This window comes from Pseudomonas sp. Au-Pse12 (assembly GCF_021341665.1).
Lineage (GTDB): Bacteria > Pseudomonadota > Gammaproteobacteria > Pseudomonadales > Pseudomonadaceae > Aquipseudomonas.
In genome coordinates this window covers 168420-184932 of sequence record NZ_JAJTTH010000010.1, presented here as the reverse complement: position 1 = coordinate 184932, position 16513 = coordinate 168420, and the positions used below count along the sequence as shown (strand labels likewise).

The 16513-nt window shown below is 67.1% G+C and carries 12 protein-coding genes; 7 read left to right on the top strand and 5 right to left on the bottom strand.

The window, feature by feature from the left end; all coding sequences use genetic code 11:
- Nucleotides 1-41 precede the first annotated feature (41 nt).
- The 5 genes from LXM55_RS25575 (at nucleotide 42) to LXM55_RS25555 (ending at nucleotide 7357) form a co-directional block, all read left to right on the top strand.
- Nucleotides 42-491, top strand: coding sequence for a PTS sugar transporter subunit IIA (locus LXM55_RS25575; RefSeq protein ID WP_233322937.1), 450 nt, complete (start codon nucleotides 42-44; stop codon nucleotides 489-491).
- Nucleotides 492-720: 229 nt separating this feature from the next.
- Complete coding sequence (locus LXM55_RS25570) at nucleotides 721-1413, top strand: TetR/AcrR family transcriptional regulator (RefSeq protein WP_233322936.1); 693 nt, start codon at nucleotides 721-723, stop codon at nucleotides 1411-1413.
- Entirely contained in the window at nucleotides 1410-3062 is a 1653-nt protein-coding gene (locus LXM55_RS25565; RefSeq protein WP_233322935.1) for an efflux transporter outer membrane subunit, read from the top strand. Before LXM55_RS25570 ends, LXM55_RS25565 begins: the two co-directional genes overlap by 4 nt.
- Before the next feature lie 12 nt (nucleotides 3063-3074).
- A complete protein-coding gene (locus tag LXM55_RS25560) occupies nucleotides 3075-4271 on the top strand; it encodes an efflux RND transporter periplasmic adaptor subunit (RefSeq protein ID WP_442799785.1) in 1197 nt (398 codons plus the stop codon).
- 8 nt (nucleotides 4272-4279) lie between these two features.
- Nucleotides 4280-7357, top strand: a complete 3078-nt coding sequence (locus LXM55_RS25555; RefSeq protein WP_233322934.1) for an efflux RND transporter permease subunit — start codon at nucleotides 4280-4282, stop codon at nucleotides 7355-7357.
- Nucleotides 7358-7526: 169 nt separating this feature from the next.
- On the opposite strand, the gene LXM55_RS25550 is transcribed toward LXM55_RS25555, so the two are convergent.
- A complete protein-coding gene (locus LXM55_RS25550) occupies nucleotides 7527-9146 on the bottom strand; it encodes a serine hydrolase domain-containing protein (protein ID WP_233322933.1) in 1620 nt (539 codons plus the stop codon).
- Between the two features lie 239 nt (nucleotides 9147-9385).
- Between LXM55_RS25550 and LXM55_RS25545 the strand changes: the two genes are divergently transcribed.
- Nucleotides 9386-10168 (top strand): ATP-grasp domain-containing protein, encoded by a 783-nt coding sequence (locus tag LXM55_RS25545; RefSeq protein ID WP_233322932.1) that lies wholly within the window; start codon nucleotides 9386-9388, stop codon nucleotides 10166-10168.
- Nucleotides 10169-10176: 8 nt separating this feature from the next.
- Here the strand turns inward: LXM55_RS25545 and LXM55_RS25540 are convergent, their stop codons facing one another.
- The 3 genes from LXM55_RS25540 to LXM55_RS25530 all read right to left on the bottom strand — a co-directional run bounded on the left by LXM55_RS25540 (nucleotide 10177) and on the right by LXM55_RS25530 (nucleotide 12254).
- Nucleotides 10177-10719 carry a TetR/AcrR family transcriptional regulator gene (locus LXM55_RS25540; protein ID WP_233322931.1) on the bottom strand — a complete coding sequence of 181 codons (543 nt, stop codon included), beginning with the start codon at nucleotides 10717-10719 and terminating at the stop codon, nucleotides 10177-10179.
- A complete protein-coding gene (locus tag LXM55_RS25535) occupies nucleotides 10712-11260 on the bottom strand; it encodes a dihydrofolate reductase family protein (RefSeq protein WP_233322930.1) in 549 nt (182 codons plus the stop codon). The genes LXM55_RS25540 and LXM55_RS25535 overlap by 8 nt, the downstream gene beginning before the upstream one ends.
- Before the next feature lie 88 nt (nucleotides 11261-11348).
- Complete coding sequence (locus tag LXM55_RS25530) at nucleotides 11349-12254, bottom strand: LysR family transcriptional regulator (RefSeq protein ID WP_233322929.1); 906 nt, start codon at nucleotides 12252-12254, stop codon at nucleotides 11349-11351.
- A gap of 92 nt (nucleotides 12255-12346) precedes the next feature.
- On the opposite strand from LXM55_RS25530, the gene LXM55_RS25525 reads away from it, so the two are divergent.
- Nucleotides 12347-13309, top strand: a complete 963-nt coding sequence (locus tag LXM55_RS25525; protein WP_233322928.1) for an SDR family oxidoreductase — start codon at nucleotides 12347-12349, stop codon at nucleotides 13307-13309.
- Here LXM55_RS25525 and LXM55_RS25520 read toward each other — a convergent pair.
- Complete coding sequence (locus LXM55_RS25520) at nucleotides 13291-16413, bottom strand: autotransporter outer membrane beta-barrel domain-containing protein (RefSeq protein ID WP_233322927.1); 3123 nt, start codon at nucleotides 16411-16413, stop codon at nucleotides 13291-13293. The genes LXM55_RS25525 and LXM55_RS25520 overlap by 19 nt on opposite strands.
- Nucleotides 16414-16513: the final 100 nt, after the last annotated feature.

Genomic DNA, 16513 nt, shown 5'->3' with positions numbered 1-16513 from the left:
CAATAGCCTGCAAGCCAGCCTCGAAACTCCCGGAGAACCCCATGAGCAAAGTCGCGCGCTACCTGCAGGTCGAAGACATCCTCCTGGCCGTCAACGTCTCAAGCAAACAGCGCCTGTTCGAACAGGTCGGCCAGCATCTGCAAGAGACCCGGCAACTGCCGGCGGACGGAGTCACGGCCAGCCTGTGGCGCCGGGAACAGGCCGCCAGCACCGCGATCGGCGAGGGGGTGGCGGTGCCCCATGCACGACTCGCCGAACTCGATCGCATCCACGCGTTGTACCTGCGACCGCAGGCCGCCATGGCCTTCGCCGCGCCCGACCAGCAGCCGGTCAGCGATATCCTCGTGCTGCTGGTGCCCGCCCCCGCCGACCAGCAGCACCTCGACCTGCTCGCGGACACCGCCCGGTTGTTCGGCAACCCGCGCTTTCGCCAGGCCCTGCTGCGCTGCAACCAGGCGACCCAGGTCAAGCAACTGTTCGATCACTGGTAGGCCACCAGCGGGGCGAAGGCCCTGGCCTGGGGCTGTCGGCGGGACACATAGCCGCAGGACACCGATCGCCGGTGCGCACAAGATTTCCTCTATTGGCGGTTAACTAACTCATCAATTAACGTTCATCACACCTCGCGCCGCCCCAGGCGCGAGGGGCGCTTATCCCGCTGTTGCGCCGCTCTGCATTGTCCTGTTGCAACGAACCATCGATTGCTCGGCCAGAGAGAATATGAACAAGCAGCCGCCGTCGGCACCGCTCCCCAGCGCTGGCCGACGCCCCCGCAAGGATGATGGCAGTGGCCGCGAACGCCTGCTGGACGCGGCGATCCTGCTGTTCGCCGATCGCGGCATCGCCAACACCACCGTGGCGCAGATCGCCAAGGCTGGAACCGTCACCTCGGCCATGGTGCATTACTGGTTCGACACCCGTGAATCGCTCTACGACGCCGTGGTCGAGGAACGCTTGCTGCCGCTGTTGCAGGCCATCTGGGAGCCGGCCGACCTGGGCCGCGAAAACGCCCTGGAACTGATCCAGGGCCTGCTGACGCGGATGTTCGACGTCATCGACAAGGCGCCCTGGCTGCCGGCGCTGTGGCTGCGCGAGATCATCCAGGTCGGCGGCCTGCTGCGCGAACGGGTGTTCCGCCATATTCCCCCGCAGCGCACCCGGGCCTTCCGGCAGAAGGTCATCGATGCCCAGGCCCTGGGCGAAATCAACCCGCGCATCGATCCACACCTGCTGTTCATCTCGATGCTCGCCCAGGTGATGCTGCCCCAAGCCACCGCGCGTATCTGGCATGAGGTCAACCCCACGCTCAGCCTGACCCGCGATCAGGTACGCAAGCACACGCTGGCGTTGCTGATGAATGGCCTGACGGGGCCAAACCTGTACGCCACCGCCTACGCCAGGAAGCCTTCATGAGCCACACCTCGCGCTTGCCATCCGCCCTGCTGCCCTTGAGCCTGGCCTGCGCCAGCGTCCTGGCCGGCTGCGCCGTGGGGCCGGATTTCAGCCGCCCGGAACTGAGCCAGGACGCCGGCTACAGCGCCACGCCACTGCCGCCGAGCACCGCCGCGGCTGGGATCGCCGACGGCGGCGCGGCGCAGCGGCTGGTCAGCGGCATGGACATTCCCGGGCAGTGGTGGACGCTGTTCCGCTCGCCGCCACTCAATGCCCTGGTGCAGGAAGCGCTGCAGGCCAACCCGGACATCGGCGCCGCCCAAGCCGCGCTGCGCCAGGCCAATGAACTGCTGTACGCCGAACAGGCGTCGCTGTTTCCCTCGCTCAGCGCTTCGGCCTCGAAAACCCGCCAGAAGCTGTCCGCCGCCAGCGCCCTGGGCTCCGCCGGCGCGGCGGGCGGTTCCTCGGCGCAGATCTTCACGGTCAATTCGGCGTCGCTGAGCGTGTCCTACGCCCCCGACGTGTTCGGCGGCACTCGCCGGCAGATCGAGGCCAGCGGCGCCGCGGCCGACTATCAGCGCTACCAGCTGGAGGCAACCTACCTGACCCTGACCGCCAACCTGGTGAACACCGCCATCAGCCTGGCTTCGATCCGCGACCAGATCGCCGCCACCGAAACCGTGATCCGCCTGCAAGGCGACCAGCTCGACCTGTTGCAGGCGCAGCGCCAACTGGGCGCCATCGGCGACAGCGACGTGCTGACCCAGCAAGCCACCCTGGCCCAGACCCGCGCCACGCTGCCGCCCTTGCACAAGCAGCTGGCGCAGACCCGCAACCAGTTGCAGGCCTACCTGGGCCGTTTCCCCAGCCAGGACCGTGGCGAACACTTCCAGCTGGCCGCCCTGCACCTGCCCGAGGAACTGCCCCTGAGCCTGCCTTCGGCGATTGTCGAGCAACGGCCCGACGTGCGCGCAGCCGAAGCCCAGTTGCATCAGGCCAGCGCCGATATCGGCGTGGCCATCGCCAACCAGTTGCCGCAGTTCAGCATCACCGGGTCCCTGGGTTCCTCGGCGCTGGCGGGCAGCAAGCTGTTCTCTTCCGGCACCGGGGTCTGGAGCCTGGCCGGCTCCATCGCCCAGCCGCTGTTCGATGCCGGCGCCCTGGAACATCGCAAGCGCGCCGCCGTGGCCGCCTATGACCAGGCCGCGGCGCGCTATCGCGGCACGGTGATCGCCGCGTTCCAGGATGTGGCCAATGCCCTGCGCGCGCTGCAGGCCGATGCCGAGGCCCTGCAACAGCAAGTGGCCGCCGAAACCGCCGCGCGCCAGAGCCTGGAACTGGCCCAGGCCCAGTACCGCCTGGGCGCGGTGGGCTACCTGAACCTGCTGACCGCGCAGCAGAGCTACCAGAATGCAATCGTCAGCCGGGTGCGGGCCCAGGCCACGCGCTACAGCGACACCACGGCGCTGTTCCAGGCCCTCGGTGGCGGCTGGTGGCAGCGCCACGACGTCGCCCCCGCGAGCCTCGGCAGCCCTGATCGTTTCGGCTGGCCGTCGCTCCAGGAAATGTATCCGCCACCCGCGCCCCATCACCGTGAACACGCTCAAGCCGACCGGCCGCCGGTGCCCGCAACTGCCGCGCCAGCCACTCGACCTGCCCCCTTGCCTTAAGTGAGACCCACCATGGCCGACGTCAACTCCAGCCCCTCCCCTGCGCACCCTGGCGCCGCCCCCCAGGCGCCGCGCAAGCGCCGGCTGCTGCGGCCGATGCTGATCATGCTCGGCGTGGTGCTGCTGATCGTCGCGGTGATCGGCGGGGTCAAGTTCGCGCAGATCTCCAAGCTGATCGCCCAGGCCAAGGTGCCCCTGCCAGCCGCCGTGGTCACCGCGATCAAGGCGCAGTACGAGGAATGGCAGCCCAACGTTTCCGCCGTCGGTTCGATGAAAACCGTGCGCGGGGTGGATGTCACCACCGAGGTCGGCGGCATCGTGCGCAGCCTCGGCTTCAAGCCCGGCCAGGAGGTGGCGGCGGGCGATCTGCTGGTGCAGCTCAATGCCGATTCCGACATCGCCCAGCTGCACGCCCTGGAGGCCACCGCGGCCCTGGCCGGCACGGTGCTCAAGCGCGACCGCGCGCAACTGAAGGTCAACGCGGTGTCCCAGGCCCAGGTCGAAGCCGACGAGGCCGACCTCAAGGCCAAGCTGGCCGCCGCCGAACAGCAGCGCGCGCTGGTGGCGAAAAAGAGCATCCGCGCGCCCTTTGCCGGGCGCATCGGCCTCACCGCGGTCAACCCCGGGCAGTACCTCAACCCGGGGGACAAGATCGCCAACCTGCAGACCTTCGACCCGATCTACATCGACTTCAACGTGCCCCAGGCCCAGGTACAGCAGGTCGCCCTTGGCCAAAGCGTCACGGTCAGCGCCGACGGCCTGCCCAAGCAGACGTTCACGGGCCGGGTCAGCTCCATCGACACCCAGTTCGACCCCGCCACGCGCAACGTCACGGTGGAGGCCACCATCGACAACCCCAAGCGCAGCCTGGTGCCCGGCATGTTCGCCCGCGCCGTGGTGGCCTCCGGCGGCACCCAGCGCTACCTGACCCTGCCCCAGACCTCGGTCACCTATAACCCCTACGGCACCACGGTGTTCATCGCCGTCCAGAAAAACAACGACCAGGGCGAGGCCGTGCTCAGCGCGCAACAGACCTTCATCGAGACCGGCCCCAAGCGTGGCGACCAGGTGGCGGTGCTGTCCGGGGTCAAGGAAGGCGACCTGGTGATCACCAGTGGCCAGATGAAACTGAAGAACGGCTCGCCGGTAAAAATCGACGACAGCCACGCGCCGTTGAACGATCCTTCGCCGACGCCGCAAGAGCGCTAGGGCCCGCCATGAACTTCACCGATACCTTTATCAAGCGCCCGGTCTGGGCCGTGGTGGTCTCGCTGTTCATCCTGATCCTCGGCCTGCGCTCGATCTTCGAGCTGCCGGTGAACCAGTGGCCGCGCACCGAAAACACCGTGGTCACCATCAGCACCTATTACTACGGCGCCGATGCCGCCACCGTCGCCGGCTTCATCACCCAGCCGCTGGAGGCAGCCATCGCCCAGGCCCAGGGCATCGACTACCTGTCGTCCACCAGCATCACCGGGCTCTCCACCATCACCGCGACCCTGCGCCTGAACTACGACTCGAGCAAGGCGCTGACCGAGATCAACACCCAGGTCAACTCGGTGAAGAACCAGTTGCCGGCCCAGTCCCAGGAGCCGGTGCTGACGGTGGCGGTGGGCCAGACCACCGACGCCATGTACCTGGGTTTCTACAGCGACACCCTGGCCACCAACCACATCACCGACTACCTGGTGCGGGTGGTCAAGCCCAAGCTCGACTCCCTGGAAGGCGTGCAGACCGCGGAAATCCTCGGCGGCCGCCAATTCGCCCTGCGCGCCTGGCTCGACCCGGACAAACTGGCCGCGCACAACGTCACCGCCCAGGACGTGGCCACCGCGCTGACCAGCAACAACTACCTGTCCGCCGTGGGTTCGACCAAGGGCCAGATGATCACCGTGGACCTCACCGCCGGCACCGACCTGCACACGGTGGACGAATTCAAGCGTTTGGTGGTCAAGCACAACGGCGACGCCCTGGTGTACCTGGAAGACCTGGGCAACATCACCCTGGGGGCGGAGAACTACGACAGCAGCGTGGCCTTTTCCGGCAAGCGCTCGGTGTTCATCGGCATCAAGGCGGCGCCCAGCGCGAACATCCTCAACGTCGCCGACAACGTGCGCAAAGCCTTCCCCGAACTGGCATCGCAGCTGCCCGCCGGGGTCCGCGGCGAAATCGTCTACGACTCCACGGCCTTCATCAACACCTCGATCTTCGAGGTGGTGAAGACCCTGGTGGAAGCCATGATCATCGTCTCGGTGGTGATCTACCTGTTCCTCGGCTCGTTCCGCGCGGTGATCGTGCCCCTGGTGGCAATCCCGTTGTCGCTGGTGGGCACGTTTTTCGTCATGTACCTGCTGGGCTATTCGATCAACCTGCTGACCCTGCTGGCGTTGGTGCTGGCCATCGGCCTGGTGGTGGACGACGCGATCATCGTGGTGGAAAACGTCGACCGGCACATCAAGGAGGAAGGCCGTGGCGTGCTGGAGGCGGCGCTGCTGGGGGCCCGCGAACTGGGCGGCCCGATCATCGCCATGACCGTGGTGCTGATCGCCGCCTACGTGCCCATCGGCTTGCGCAGCGGCCTGACCGGGGCGCTGTTCAAGGAGTTCTGCTTTTCCCTGGCCGGCGCGGTGACGGTGTCGGCGGTGATCGCCCTGACGCTGTCGCCGATGATGACCTCGCGGCTGTTCAAGGACGGCCAGGAGGAAGGCCGCTTCGCCAAGCGCCTGGACCGCTATTTCGACTGGTTGCGGGGGCGCTACCACCGGGTACTGGCAGCCGGTCTGGACAGCTGGCCGGTGCTGGTGACCTTCGGCTTCCTGCTGTTCCTGCTGGTGGCCGCCAGCGGCATGACCGCCAAGAGCGAACTGTCGCCCACCGAGGATCAGGGCCTGGTGTTCATGCAGATCAAGGGCGCGCCCACCGCCTCGCCACAGCAGATGGAATGGATTGCCGACCAGGCGTTCCAGATCGCCAACAAGGAACCCGAGTACCTGCAGATGTTCCAGCTCACCGGGCTGCCCTCGCTGAACCAGGGGCTGGGCGGGGTGCTGCTCAAGTCCTGGGAAGACCGCAGCCGGACCCAGGCGCAGCTGATCCTCGACCTGCAACAGAAATGGAACCAGGTGCCCGGCGCGACCATCGCCGCGTTCCCCCTGCCCTCGCTGCCCGGCGCCCAGGGCCTGCCGGTGCAGTTCGTGATCAGCACCACCGAATCGGTGGAAAACCTCAACGAAGTGGCCCAGGCGGTGTTGGCTGAAGCCACCAAGCAGCAACTGTTCTGGTTTTCCGACCTCGACCTCAAGCTCGACAAGCCCCAGGCCAAACTGGTGGTGGACCGGGAAAAGATCGCCGCCCTGGGCATGACCCAGGCCGACGTCGGCGCCGCGCTGTCGGCCGCGCTGGGCGGTAACTACGTGAACTACTTCTCCACCGCCGGGCGCTCCTACCGGGTGATCCCCCAGGTGTTGCAGGTGAACCGGCTGAACCCCGAGCAGATCCTCGACTACTACATCCGCACCCCGTCGGGGGCGATGATTGCCGCGCGCACCGTGGCGCACATCGAGACCTCCACCGAACCGGAGTCGATCAACCACTTCCAGCAACTCAACTCAGCCACCCTGGCCGGGGTCAGCGGCGTGTCCCAGGGCGAACTGCTGGCCCGGCTCAAGGGCATCCTGCAACAGGTGGCGCCGTCCGGTTATTCCAGCGACTACGCCGGCGAGTCGCGGCAGTTCATCCAGGAATCCGGCGGCTTTGTCGGCCTGCTGCTGTTCTCGATCCTGATCGTCTACCTGGCCCTGGCGTTCCAGTTCGAAAGCTACCGCGACCCGGTGGTGATCCTGTTCTCGGTGCCGCCGGCGCTGTTCGGCGCCCTGGCCTTCATCACCATGGGTTTCGCCTCGATCAACGTCTACACCCAGGTCGGGCTGGTGACCCTGCTGGGGCTGATCACCAAGCACGGGATCCTCATCGTGCAGTTCGCCAACCAGTTGCAGCTGGCCGGGTACAGCAAGCGCGAGGCCATCGAAGAAGCCGCCGCGGTGCGCCTGCGACCGATCCTGATGACCACCGCGGCCATGGTCCTGGGGGTGGTGCCGCTGGTCTGGGCTTCCGGTGCCGGTGCTGCGGGGCGCCACGACATGGGCCTGGTGATCTTCGCCGGGCTGTCCATCGGCACCCTGCTGACCCTGTTCATGGTGCCGGCCATGTACCTGTTCATTGGCACCACCCACACCGCTGCGACCACCGCGGAGCCAGGCCCGGTGGCCGGCGAGGACGTCGCGCCCCCGGCCTGAGCCGGCTGCCGAAGTTGCTGCAGCCTTTTTCCGAGACTGCGGCCACATCGCAAAATGCCCAGCCTGATGAGTTCGACTCAAGATTAAGAGGCCTGTTGTACGCTCCAGGACCTGCGCCACTTTAATCAATGCGGCAAGCACTTGCGGGGCCGCCACGCCAGACGTGGCGCTACTCCTGTCGGACTTTGCCGAAGCGCAGATTGCGCGCCAGGCTGCTGGTCAGCACCGCCCCTTGCTCGGCAAAGCTGAGCACCCCCAGTTCCCCGGCGCTGAAGCGCTCCGCGGTCAGTGGCTGCATCGGGTAGGTGTGCGGGCCGATACGCACGTAGAGCTTACCTTGCCGGGCATAGACCTTGAGCTGCCCGGGGCTGGTTTTCAGGGCATAGAGGCCGACGTAGGGGCGGATGTCCGCGGGCTTCCAGGCCGGGGCCAGGGCATAGCTCGAAGCCGGGTTGTTGGCCACGATCCGCCCTGGCCCGGCCGCCACCAGGTAGATCGGCGTGCCGTCGTTGTCCGCCGCCAGCAGCTGGTCACGGTGCCGGCGCAGCGGCAGGACATCAGGGAAGCTCTCCAGGGCCCAGCCCTGGCCGCTGCGTTGCAGCTGGAACTGATGACCCGATGCATCCAGGTAGGTGCCGGCCACCAGGGTTTCCAGGGCAGCCTTGGGCACCGCCCTGATGCTGGGCGGCGGCGCGGGAATGTCGCCTGGCGCGGGAGCGCCGGGCTCGCCCAGCAAGGTGTCCAGCAACTGATGAGCACGCTCCGACGCCTGGCCGTCCTCCAGGTTGCACAAGACCGCCGTGGCGACATCCAGCGTGGGATACCAGGCCACGTCGGTGCTGAAACCGGCCCAGCTGCCGCTGTGGGACAGCTCCTGCAGGCCGCGGTAGCTGCGGTTGGCCAGGCCCATGCCGTAGTAGCCCGGGTCGCCGTCGTTGAAGGGCGCGGTCTGCCGCATCTGCTTCACCAATGCCTGGCCTGCGACCCGCCCGGTGGACAGGTTGCGCAGCCACCGCATGAGGTCCGCCACGTTGCTGTGCACCTGGCCGTCGCCGGTCTGTTCCCAGCGCGCATCCACCGCCACCAGGGCCTTGCCCTGCTCGTCCAGTTCATGCCCCTGCGCCAGGTTCGGCAACTGCACCGGGTACTGGTCGACGATGCTGGAGCGTTCCATGCCCAGGGGCAGGAAGATGTTCGCCCGCGCGTAGTGCTTCAGCGGCTGGCCGCTGACCCGCTCGACGATGCTCGACAGCAGCAGGTAACCGCTGTTGCTGTAGCTGAACTCGCTGCCGGGCGGGAACATCAGGCTGTCCTGGCGCGCCAGCAGGTCCAACGCCTGTTGCTGGGTGAAGCGCTGGGTCAGGGGGATCCCCGCCAGCTCGGCCAGCAGCATGTAGTCCTGCAACCCTGAAGTGTGGTGCAGCAGATGGCGGATCCTGATGCCCTGGGCATAGGCCGGCAGTTCGGGCAGAAAACGCCGGATCGGGTCATCCAGGCTGAGGCGCCCCTGGGCCTCCAGCTGGAGGATCGCGAAGGCGGTGAACTGCTTGGACACCGAGGCCAGGTTGAACAGCGTGTCGGCCTGGATCGCCGCGCCGGTCGCCAGGTTGCCGACGCCATAGCCCGCGCTCCAGATCAGCTTGCCGCCGCGCATCACCCCGGCGGCGCAACCGGGCTGGTCGGCCGCAATATCCTCGAACACCTTGTGGAACGCCGGGGGCGCGCCGGCATGGGCCAGGGGCAAGGCCCCCAGGGTCGAGATCAGCAAGCAGGTCAGCAGTGCGCGCATGTCGTTCATCCTTCAATCGCGTCGGTCCCGGGTGCTCCGGCAGAGCAGGCGCCAGTATCCCCAGCGCCTGCGTTGCAATCTGTGGCGCACCGGTGATTTTCTGTGAACAAACGTGCAGGGATGTAAAACGCGCCCGAATCGGTCGGATCTGCCGCAAAAACCCGGTTATCATCGGCCGGCCCAATGGGCTCCATCGACGCTTCTTGAGCCCCGCAGAACGCTCACTTCCAGGATCCGCCATGCACCTTCTCTACCCCAGCGACCCGTTCGATCCGAAACGCCCGGACGAGCAGTACCTCGACGAATATCAAGCCGTGCTGGCCGCCGGGCTGAGTGCCTCGCTGTTTTGCTTCGAAGACTTCGAAAGCGGCCGTTTCCGGCCACGGCCAGCCATTGCGCCGGCAACCCCGGTGCTCTATCGCGGCTGGATGCTGACGCCCGAAGGCTACGGCTCGCTGGTCGAACAGTTGCAGCAGCTGGGCGCCGTCGCCTTCACCAGCGTCGCCGCCTACCAGCACTGCCACCACCTGCCGCAGTGGTATCCGCAACTGGCCCGCTACACCTGCGAAACCCGGGTGCTGGACGCCGACGCCGACTTCACCCAGGCCCTGGCCGACCTCGACTGGCCGGGGTACTTCATCAAGGATTACGTCAAGTCGCTGAACACCGGCAGCGGCAGCCTGGTGGACTGCGCCGAGGACATTGCGCCGCTGATCGAGCGCATGCGCCAGTACCGCGGTCAGGTCGAGGGCGGTATCTGCGTCAGGCGCCGCGAGGAGTACCTGGAGGACACCGAGCGCCGCTATTTCGTCCTCAACGGCCAGGCCTACGGCGCCAGCGCTGAAGTGCCGGCCCTGGTGCACGAGTGCGCGGCACTGATCGACAGCCGGTTTTTCTCAGTGGATGTGGTGCTGCGGGCCGACGGTGTGTTGCGCCTGGTGGAAGTGGGCGACGGCCAGGTATCAGACCGCAAGGAATGGTCGGCGCAGCAGTTCGCCGCAATGCTCGGCGCGGCCCGGTAAAACGCCGTTCAGCGCAGCAAGCGTCGCAGCCCCGCCTCGAAGGCTCCATCCAGTTCCGCCCCGGCCTCCCCGGCCAGGGCCAGCGCCAGGGCGTGGCCGTGGCTGTAGTCCACCAGCAGGTCGAACAGCACCGGGTCGGTGTCGAAGGCGCGCACTTCCTCGCGCAGGCGCTGGCTGAAGGCCGCCAGGGAGCCGGCGAACAACCGCAGGTCACCGAGGATGCACAAGGTCAGCGCCGGGTGGCGCCGAACCCGGGCCATGTACTCGCCCAGCAGCGCCTGGATCCGTTGCCCCGGCGGCAACGACGGCGCCGGCTCGGGCAATGGCTCTGCGTGCACTCGCTCCACCAGCAGGCGCATCAGGTTGTGCTGGTCGCCAACGTGGTAGGCCACCGACATCGGGGTAATCCCCAGTTGCCGCGCCAGGGCCCGGCCACCGAAGCCCTGGGGCCCCAGTTCCTCCAGCAACGCCAGGCCGACGTCGAGGACCTGATCCAGGCTCAGCTCGCGACCCGCCACGGGGCGGCCGCTGCGCTTGGGACGCTCAGTCATGGGCGGCCTCGCGTTCGACCCGATAACGGGTGCTGACCAGCCCGTCGGGATAGCGCCGGGAGTCGATGCAGCTCAGGCGCAGATCCTGCGCCAGGGCGCCGAACAATGGCCGGCCACTGCCGATCAGCACCGGCACCCGGGTCAGGGTCATTTCATCGATCAGGCCGGCCCTGAGAAAGGCTTGGATCAGCGTGCCGCCGTCGATATAGGCGCTCTTCCAGCCCTCGGCCCGCAACTGCGCGACCAGCTCCACAGGCTGCATGGCACTGATGCGCACCCGGCCCTCCAGGCGCTGGGGCACGTCCTGCTGGCCAAGGGTGCGGCTGAGCACCACCACCGGCTTGGCGAACGGCCAGGGGGTGAAACCCAGCACGCTGTCGTAGGTGGCGCGGCCCATGACAATCCCGTCCACCGCGTCCATGAACGCGGTGTAGCCATAGTCCTCGCCGGACTCGCCGCTGGGCAGCCAGTCGATGGCGCCATCGTCGCGAGCGATGAAACCGTCCACCGAAGTGGCGATGAATACCTTGCCAAATGCCATGGGCGTTGCCTCCTGAAGGCCTAAACATACAGCGTATGATAAACCGTTCCCGGGGCCGCCTGACAACCTTTCTCAACCTCCCCCGCCGTCAACCGCCCTCGGCGTAGGCCGCCAGCCCCTGCGCCAGCGCGGCGAAGGTCACCGCGCAGCGCGGGCTGTCCCGCAGGTCTTCGTGCATGGCCACCCAGGTTTCCAGGCGCGGTGCGAACGCCTCGGCCAGGACCCGCACCAGCCGCGGGTCGGCGCTGGCCAGCCGGACCTGACAGGCGCCAATGCCGAACCCCGCGCGCAGCGCTGCCAGTTGCGCCAGATCGCTGTCGCTGCGCAGCGCAAAACGACCGCGGGAGAGCAGTGGGTACTGCTGTTGCATGCGTCGGATAAAGGCGCTTTCCCGATCGAAGCCGATCAGCGCATGGCCATCCAGCTGCTCCAGCGTCTGCGGCGTGCCCTCGCGCGCCAGATAATCGCGATGGGCATGCAGGCCCAGTTCGATATCCCCCACGCGGCGCACCAGCAGCGCTTCCTGGGTCGGGCGAAACATCCGCACCGCGATGTCCGCCTCGCGCTGCAGCAAGTCGTCGGCACGGTTGGACAGCACCAGCTCGACCACCAGCTGGGGATGTTGCTGGCGCAAGCGGGCGAGCATCGGCGGCAATACCTCGACACCGATGACTTCGCTGGCCGAGATCCGCACACAGCCCTGCACGCCGGCTCCATGGCTGCTGGCCACCCGGCGCAAGGCCGCCTCCCCCGCCGCCACCTGCAGCAGGTAAGGCTTGAGTTCCAGCGCCGCTTCGGTGGCGGCGTAACCGTCGAAGGAACGGATGAACAGCGTCAGGCCCAGGGCGGACTCAAGCTGCTCGATATGCCGGCCGACCGTGGGCTGGGTCAGGCCCATGGCGCGGCCAGCAGCGGAAAGCGAACCGGTTTCCAGCACCGCGAGAAAGCTGCGGTACCAATCCCAGTGAGGGGCATTGTCAGTCTGGGTATGCATTTTTTTATAGAGACCATCGAGGAACAGGCAATTTTCATTTAGCCGAGGATTTTGCACCCTGCAAGCACTCGTCAACCACAAGGAACCTCGCCATGCCAGACATCGCCCTGTTGGGTGCCGCCGGCGCCATCGGTCAAAGTATCGCCAGCAGCCTGCGCAGTCAGGGGCGGGCCTATCGGGTGGTGGGCCGCGATGCCGCCAGCCTGCAACAGGCCTTCGGCGCCGACCCGCTGGCCGAATGCGTGACCTGGAACCCCGAGCGGAGCGCCAGCATCGAAGCCGCAGCCGCCGGCATCGACACCCTGATCTATCTGGTGGGGGTCAACTACTGGCAGTTCGAACTGCACCCGCAACTGATGCGCAAGACCCTGGACGCGGCGATCGCCGCCGGGGTGCGCAAGATCCTGCTGATCGGCACCGTCTACCCCTACGGCCCGCCCCAGGGCAACCCAGTGGCCGAAGATCACCCGCGCCAGCCCAACAGCTTCAAGGGGCGCATGCGCAAGGCCCAGGAAGACCTGCTGTGGCAGGCCCATGCCGGGGGGAAAATCCAGGCCACGGTGCTGCGCCTGCCGGACTTCTACGGCCCGGGGGTCGATAAAAGCCTGTTGCACGGCGCGTTCCAGGCTGCCGTCCGGGGCGGTACGGCGAACCTGGTGGGGCCCCTCGATCGCCCTCACGAATTCGTCTTCGTTCCCGATGTCGGCCCGGTGGTCTGCCGCTTGATCGAGCAGCCCGGCGCCTTCGGCAAGACCTGGCACCTGGGCGGCGCCGGGGTCACCAGCCAGCGCCAACTGCTGGAGCTGATCCGCCAGCACGGCGCCGCGCCCTTCAAGCAGCGAGTGATCGGCAAGAACCTGCTGCGCCTGCTGGGGCTGTTCGACCCGTTGCTGCGCGAGATGGTGGAGATGCACTACCTGCTCAGCTCGCCGCTGATCCTCGACGACTCGGCCCTGCAACGCTTGCTCGGGCCGATTGCCAAGACCCGCTATGCCGAAGGCGTGCGCCAGACCCTGGCCGCGGCGATGAATGCACCTCAGAAGGACAAGCGATAACCCAGGTTGGCCGCCCACGGCCGGTCGATGTTCGTGCCTTCACTGGTCTCCAGCTCGGCATACAGCTGGTGGCGGCGGCTCAGCTCGGCGCTGATGCCGGCGCCAGCGTACCAGCCGCCACCGCTGCCATCGGGGCGGCTGGCGATGCCGTTGGTGCGGACCTTGTTCTGCGCCGACAGGTCCTCGACCCAGCCGGCCTTGAGGTAAGGCTGCAAACGCGTGCCATTGTCCAGTTGCAGGTGGCGCCCGGCCCGGGCACCGCTGCGGATCTGGGTCGACAGACCCTCGCCGGGCTGCACCTGCAGGCCGTTGTCCAGGCGGTAGTTGTCGGAGCGCGCATAGAGCATGGACACCTGCGCCTGGGGTTCGACGAACCAGCGATTGCCCAGGTCGATCTGCTTGCCGGCTTCCACCGACAGGCCCGCGCCCTTGCTGCGTGAATGCCCGGAAACCTTGGCGCCGTCGGTGCCCCACACATCCAGGCGGGTGGACCAGCGGTTCAGCGTCAGCAGGGTGTCGGTGTACCAGCCCGAATCATCCAGGTAGGTGGCATAGCCGCCCAGGTGGTAGCTGTCGAGCTTGCCGCTGCCTTCGCGCTTGAAGTCGCGGTCGGTCTGGCTGTAGCCGGCCAGCGCGCCCAGCACCAGGGTGCCGCCGGCGGTGTCGAGCCGGGTATCCAGGCCCAACTGGGTGCCTTGCACCTGCTGGGAAAAATCGCGGCCGACGCCGTTGTCCAGCGACTGCTGCTGGCCGAAACCACGGATCCACAGGCCTTGGCGATCCGCGCCTTCGCGCAGGTCGCCCAGGCGCTGTACCAGGGTCGCGCGCTCGGCGTCCCAGGTCGCCCGCAAGGTGGCGATGGCGCTGCTGTTGAGCGCCGCGCTGGCGCCGGTGGACAGGTTGTCCGGCCCCGGCGCCGGCTGGGTCCGGCCGACGTTGACCAGGTTCCAGTTGCCCTGGCTATCGGCATGCAAGCCGTAGCGATAGGTCCCAGCATCCACCACGCCGCCACGGTTGGCCAGGCTGAACGAACCCGGGCCGCCCGCGCTTTGCACCAGGGTCAGGCTCTGCCCTTCAGCCCCTGGCTCACCGCCGGAGTTGCGCACCAGGATGTCGTTGTGGCCGGTGACCTGGCCGCCGACCTGCAACTGGTCGCCCTGCTGGCGCCCCAGGTCGGTGTTCATGATGTAGCGGCCATCGCCACTCAGATCGCCACTGATCTGCAACTGCTTGAAGGCGCCCGCCAGTCCGGGGTCGGCAAACTCCACCACGCCGTTGTTGCTCAGGCGCGTGAGCTGCGAGTCGCCCCGCAGGGTCCAGGCGCTGCTGTCATCCAGGCTCAACTGAGTGTCCCGGCTGCCGCCCCTGATCGCCCCGTCCAGGCTGGAATGGTCGGCCAGGGACAGTTGCAGGCTGCCGCCGTCCACCTGCACGTCACCCACCAGCTGCGACCGGACAGCCTGCAGTTGCACGGCGCCGGCCAGCACCCCGTCGGCGCGGTCGGTGATCCACAAGGCGATGCCCGGCTCGCCGCCGCTGCGGGCGCTCAGGCTGCTGTCGGTGAAGCGCGTGGTCAAGCCGCCGCCGTTGACCTGGATGCCGGCGCCGTTCTGGGTCTGGATATGGCTGGAGGTGACCTCGACGTTGTTCACCACCCCGGCGCCCGTGGCGTAGCTGACGATGCCGTGGGCGTCGGTTCCGCCGGTCACCAGGGTCGAGCCCTGCAGCCGGGTGGTCGCGTTGTTGCTGATGGCCAGGCCGTGGGCCTGCGCGCCCGAGGTCTGCACGTCGCTGTCGAGCAGTTGCACGCTGGCGCCGCGGCCCGAGGCGAACAGGCCATAGCCCAGATCACCGTGGGTGACGATGCGGCTGTTGCTCAGGCTGATGTTCGCCCCCGACATCCGGGCCAGTGCCCCTACGGCGCCACGCCCGCTGGTTTCGATCAGCACGCGGCTGACGTTGAACACCGCGCCGGGGCTGTCAGGGGTGTCCGGCGAGGCGTACAGCGCATGGGAGCTGTTGCCCTGGGTGATGATGGAGCCGCCGTCCATGCTGAACACGCCGCCACGGTTGTCGATGGCCACAGCCTGGGTGCCGCTGGTTTGCAGAATGCTGTTCTTGACGTCTACCCGGGTGTTGCTGCCCGGCATCCAGATCGCCGAGCCATAGGCACCCAGGGTGGTGATGTGCACGTTGTCCAGGTCGGCGGCGGACTGGTCGGCGTTGACGTTGATGCCGTAGCCATTCTGCGAGGTGATCCGGCTGTTGCTGACCACCGCCGTGCCGCCCGGCTTCTGGTACAGGCCGCTCAAGGTGATGCCGTCGCCCTTGGCGTTGATGGTGCCGTTGCTGAAGGTCAGCGAAGCACTGTTGACGCCCACGCCGCGCCCGTTGCTGGCACTGATGTTGACGCCATTGGCGTTGATGGACGACCCCACGCCATCGGCGGACAGCGCTGAGGAAGAGCCCTGGTAGTTGATGTCAACCTGCTCCAGTTCGATGCTCGCGCCGTCCTGGACCTGCACGACCGAGGAAAATCCACTCGCGGTGCTGCTCAGGGTCAGGTTCGAGGCCTTGATCGCCGAGCCCTTGCCTGTGGCCGACAATGCCGAGGCCTGGTTGCCCGAGGTGCTGATGGAGCCCCCGGACAGCTCCGCCTGACCACCGGCAGAGGCCACCACACCGCGGCTCTGGTTACCCTGGGTGGTGATGTTCACGTTGTTCAGGATCAAGCGGCTGCCGGCGCCAGCAGACGTGGCGCCAGTGGCGAAATCGGAGCCGCCGGTGGTGATGGTCACATCGGACAGCTGGGCCTTGCCACCCGCCTCCACCTGCACGCCCACCACCGAATTGCTCGGGCCACCCGCGGTGGCGTGGATATCGTAGCCGCTGCCCTGCAACTGATTTTGCGAACCGCTGACGCGCACCGCCGGGCCGCTGCCGGCGTGGTCGACGCGCGCGTCATCCAGCACCCGCGATTCACCTTCGGCGGAAGAAACATCGATGTTTTCATAGTCGGCAGCGGTGGCGGATGGAGCAACAAATGTCATCAACGACAACGCGGAACTGACCGCGAGACTGATGGTTTTCTTAAGCACAACCATAACTTCCAAGCCTTTGTGTTAGAGCACAAGAGGCAGAAATGGTCGAGCCAATAGGCAAACTAACAAATGAGAATCTTCTTAAACCCCCTGGCATTAAGAA

Excerpts from the sequence above, each read along its gene's own strand:
- LXM55_RS25575 (WP_233322937.1), top strand. The coding sequence starts at position 42 with ATGAGCAAAGTCGCGCGCTACCTGCAGGTCGAAGACATCCTCCTGGCC.
- LXM55_RS25570 (WP_233322936.1), top strand. The coding sequence starts at position 721 with ATGAACAAGCAGCCGCCGTCGGCACCGCTCCCCAGCGCTGGCCGACGC.
- LXM55_RS25565 (WP_233322935.1), top strand. The coding sequence starts at position 1,410 with ATGAGCCACACCTCGCGCTTGCCATCCGCCCTGCTGCCCTTGAGCCTG.
- LXM55_RS25560 (WP_442799785.1), top strand. The coding sequence starts at position 3,075 with ATGGCCGACGTCAACTCCAGCCCCTCCCCTGCGCACCCTGGCGCCGCC.
- LXM55_RS25555 (WP_233322934.1), top strand. The coding sequence starts at position 4,280 with ATGAACTTCACCGATACCTTTATCAAGCGCCCGGTCTGGGCCGTGGTG.
- LXM55_RS25550 (WP_233322933.1), bottom strand. The coding sequence starts at position 9,146 with ATGCGCGCACTGCTGACCTGCTTGCTGATCTCGACCCTGGGGGCCTTG.
- LXM55_RS25545 (WP_233322932.1), top strand. The coding sequence starts at position 9,386 with ATGCACCTTCTCTACCCCAGCGACCCGTTCGATCCGAAACGCCCGGAC.
- LXM55_RS25540 (WP_233322931.1), bottom strand. The coding sequence starts at position 10,719 with ATGACTGAGCGTCCCAAGCGCAGCGGCCGCCCCGTGGCGGGTCGCGAG.
- LXM55_RS25535 (WP_233322930.1), bottom strand. The coding sequence starts at position 11,260 with ATGGCATTTGGCAAGGTATTCATCGCCACTTCGGTGGACGGTTTCATC.
- LXM55_RS25530 (WP_233322929.1), bottom strand. The coding sequence starts at position 12,254 with ATGCATACCCAGACTGACAATGCCCCTCACTGGGATTGGTACCGCAGC.
- LXM55_RS25525 (WP_233322928.1), top strand. The coding sequence starts at position 12,347 with ATGCCAGACATCGCCCTGTTGGGTGCCGCCGGCGCCATCGGTCAAAGT.
- LXM55_RS25520 (WP_233322927.1), bottom strand. The coding sequence starts at position 16,413 with ATGGTTGTGCTTAAGAAAACCATCAGTCTCGCGGTCAGTTCCGCGTTG.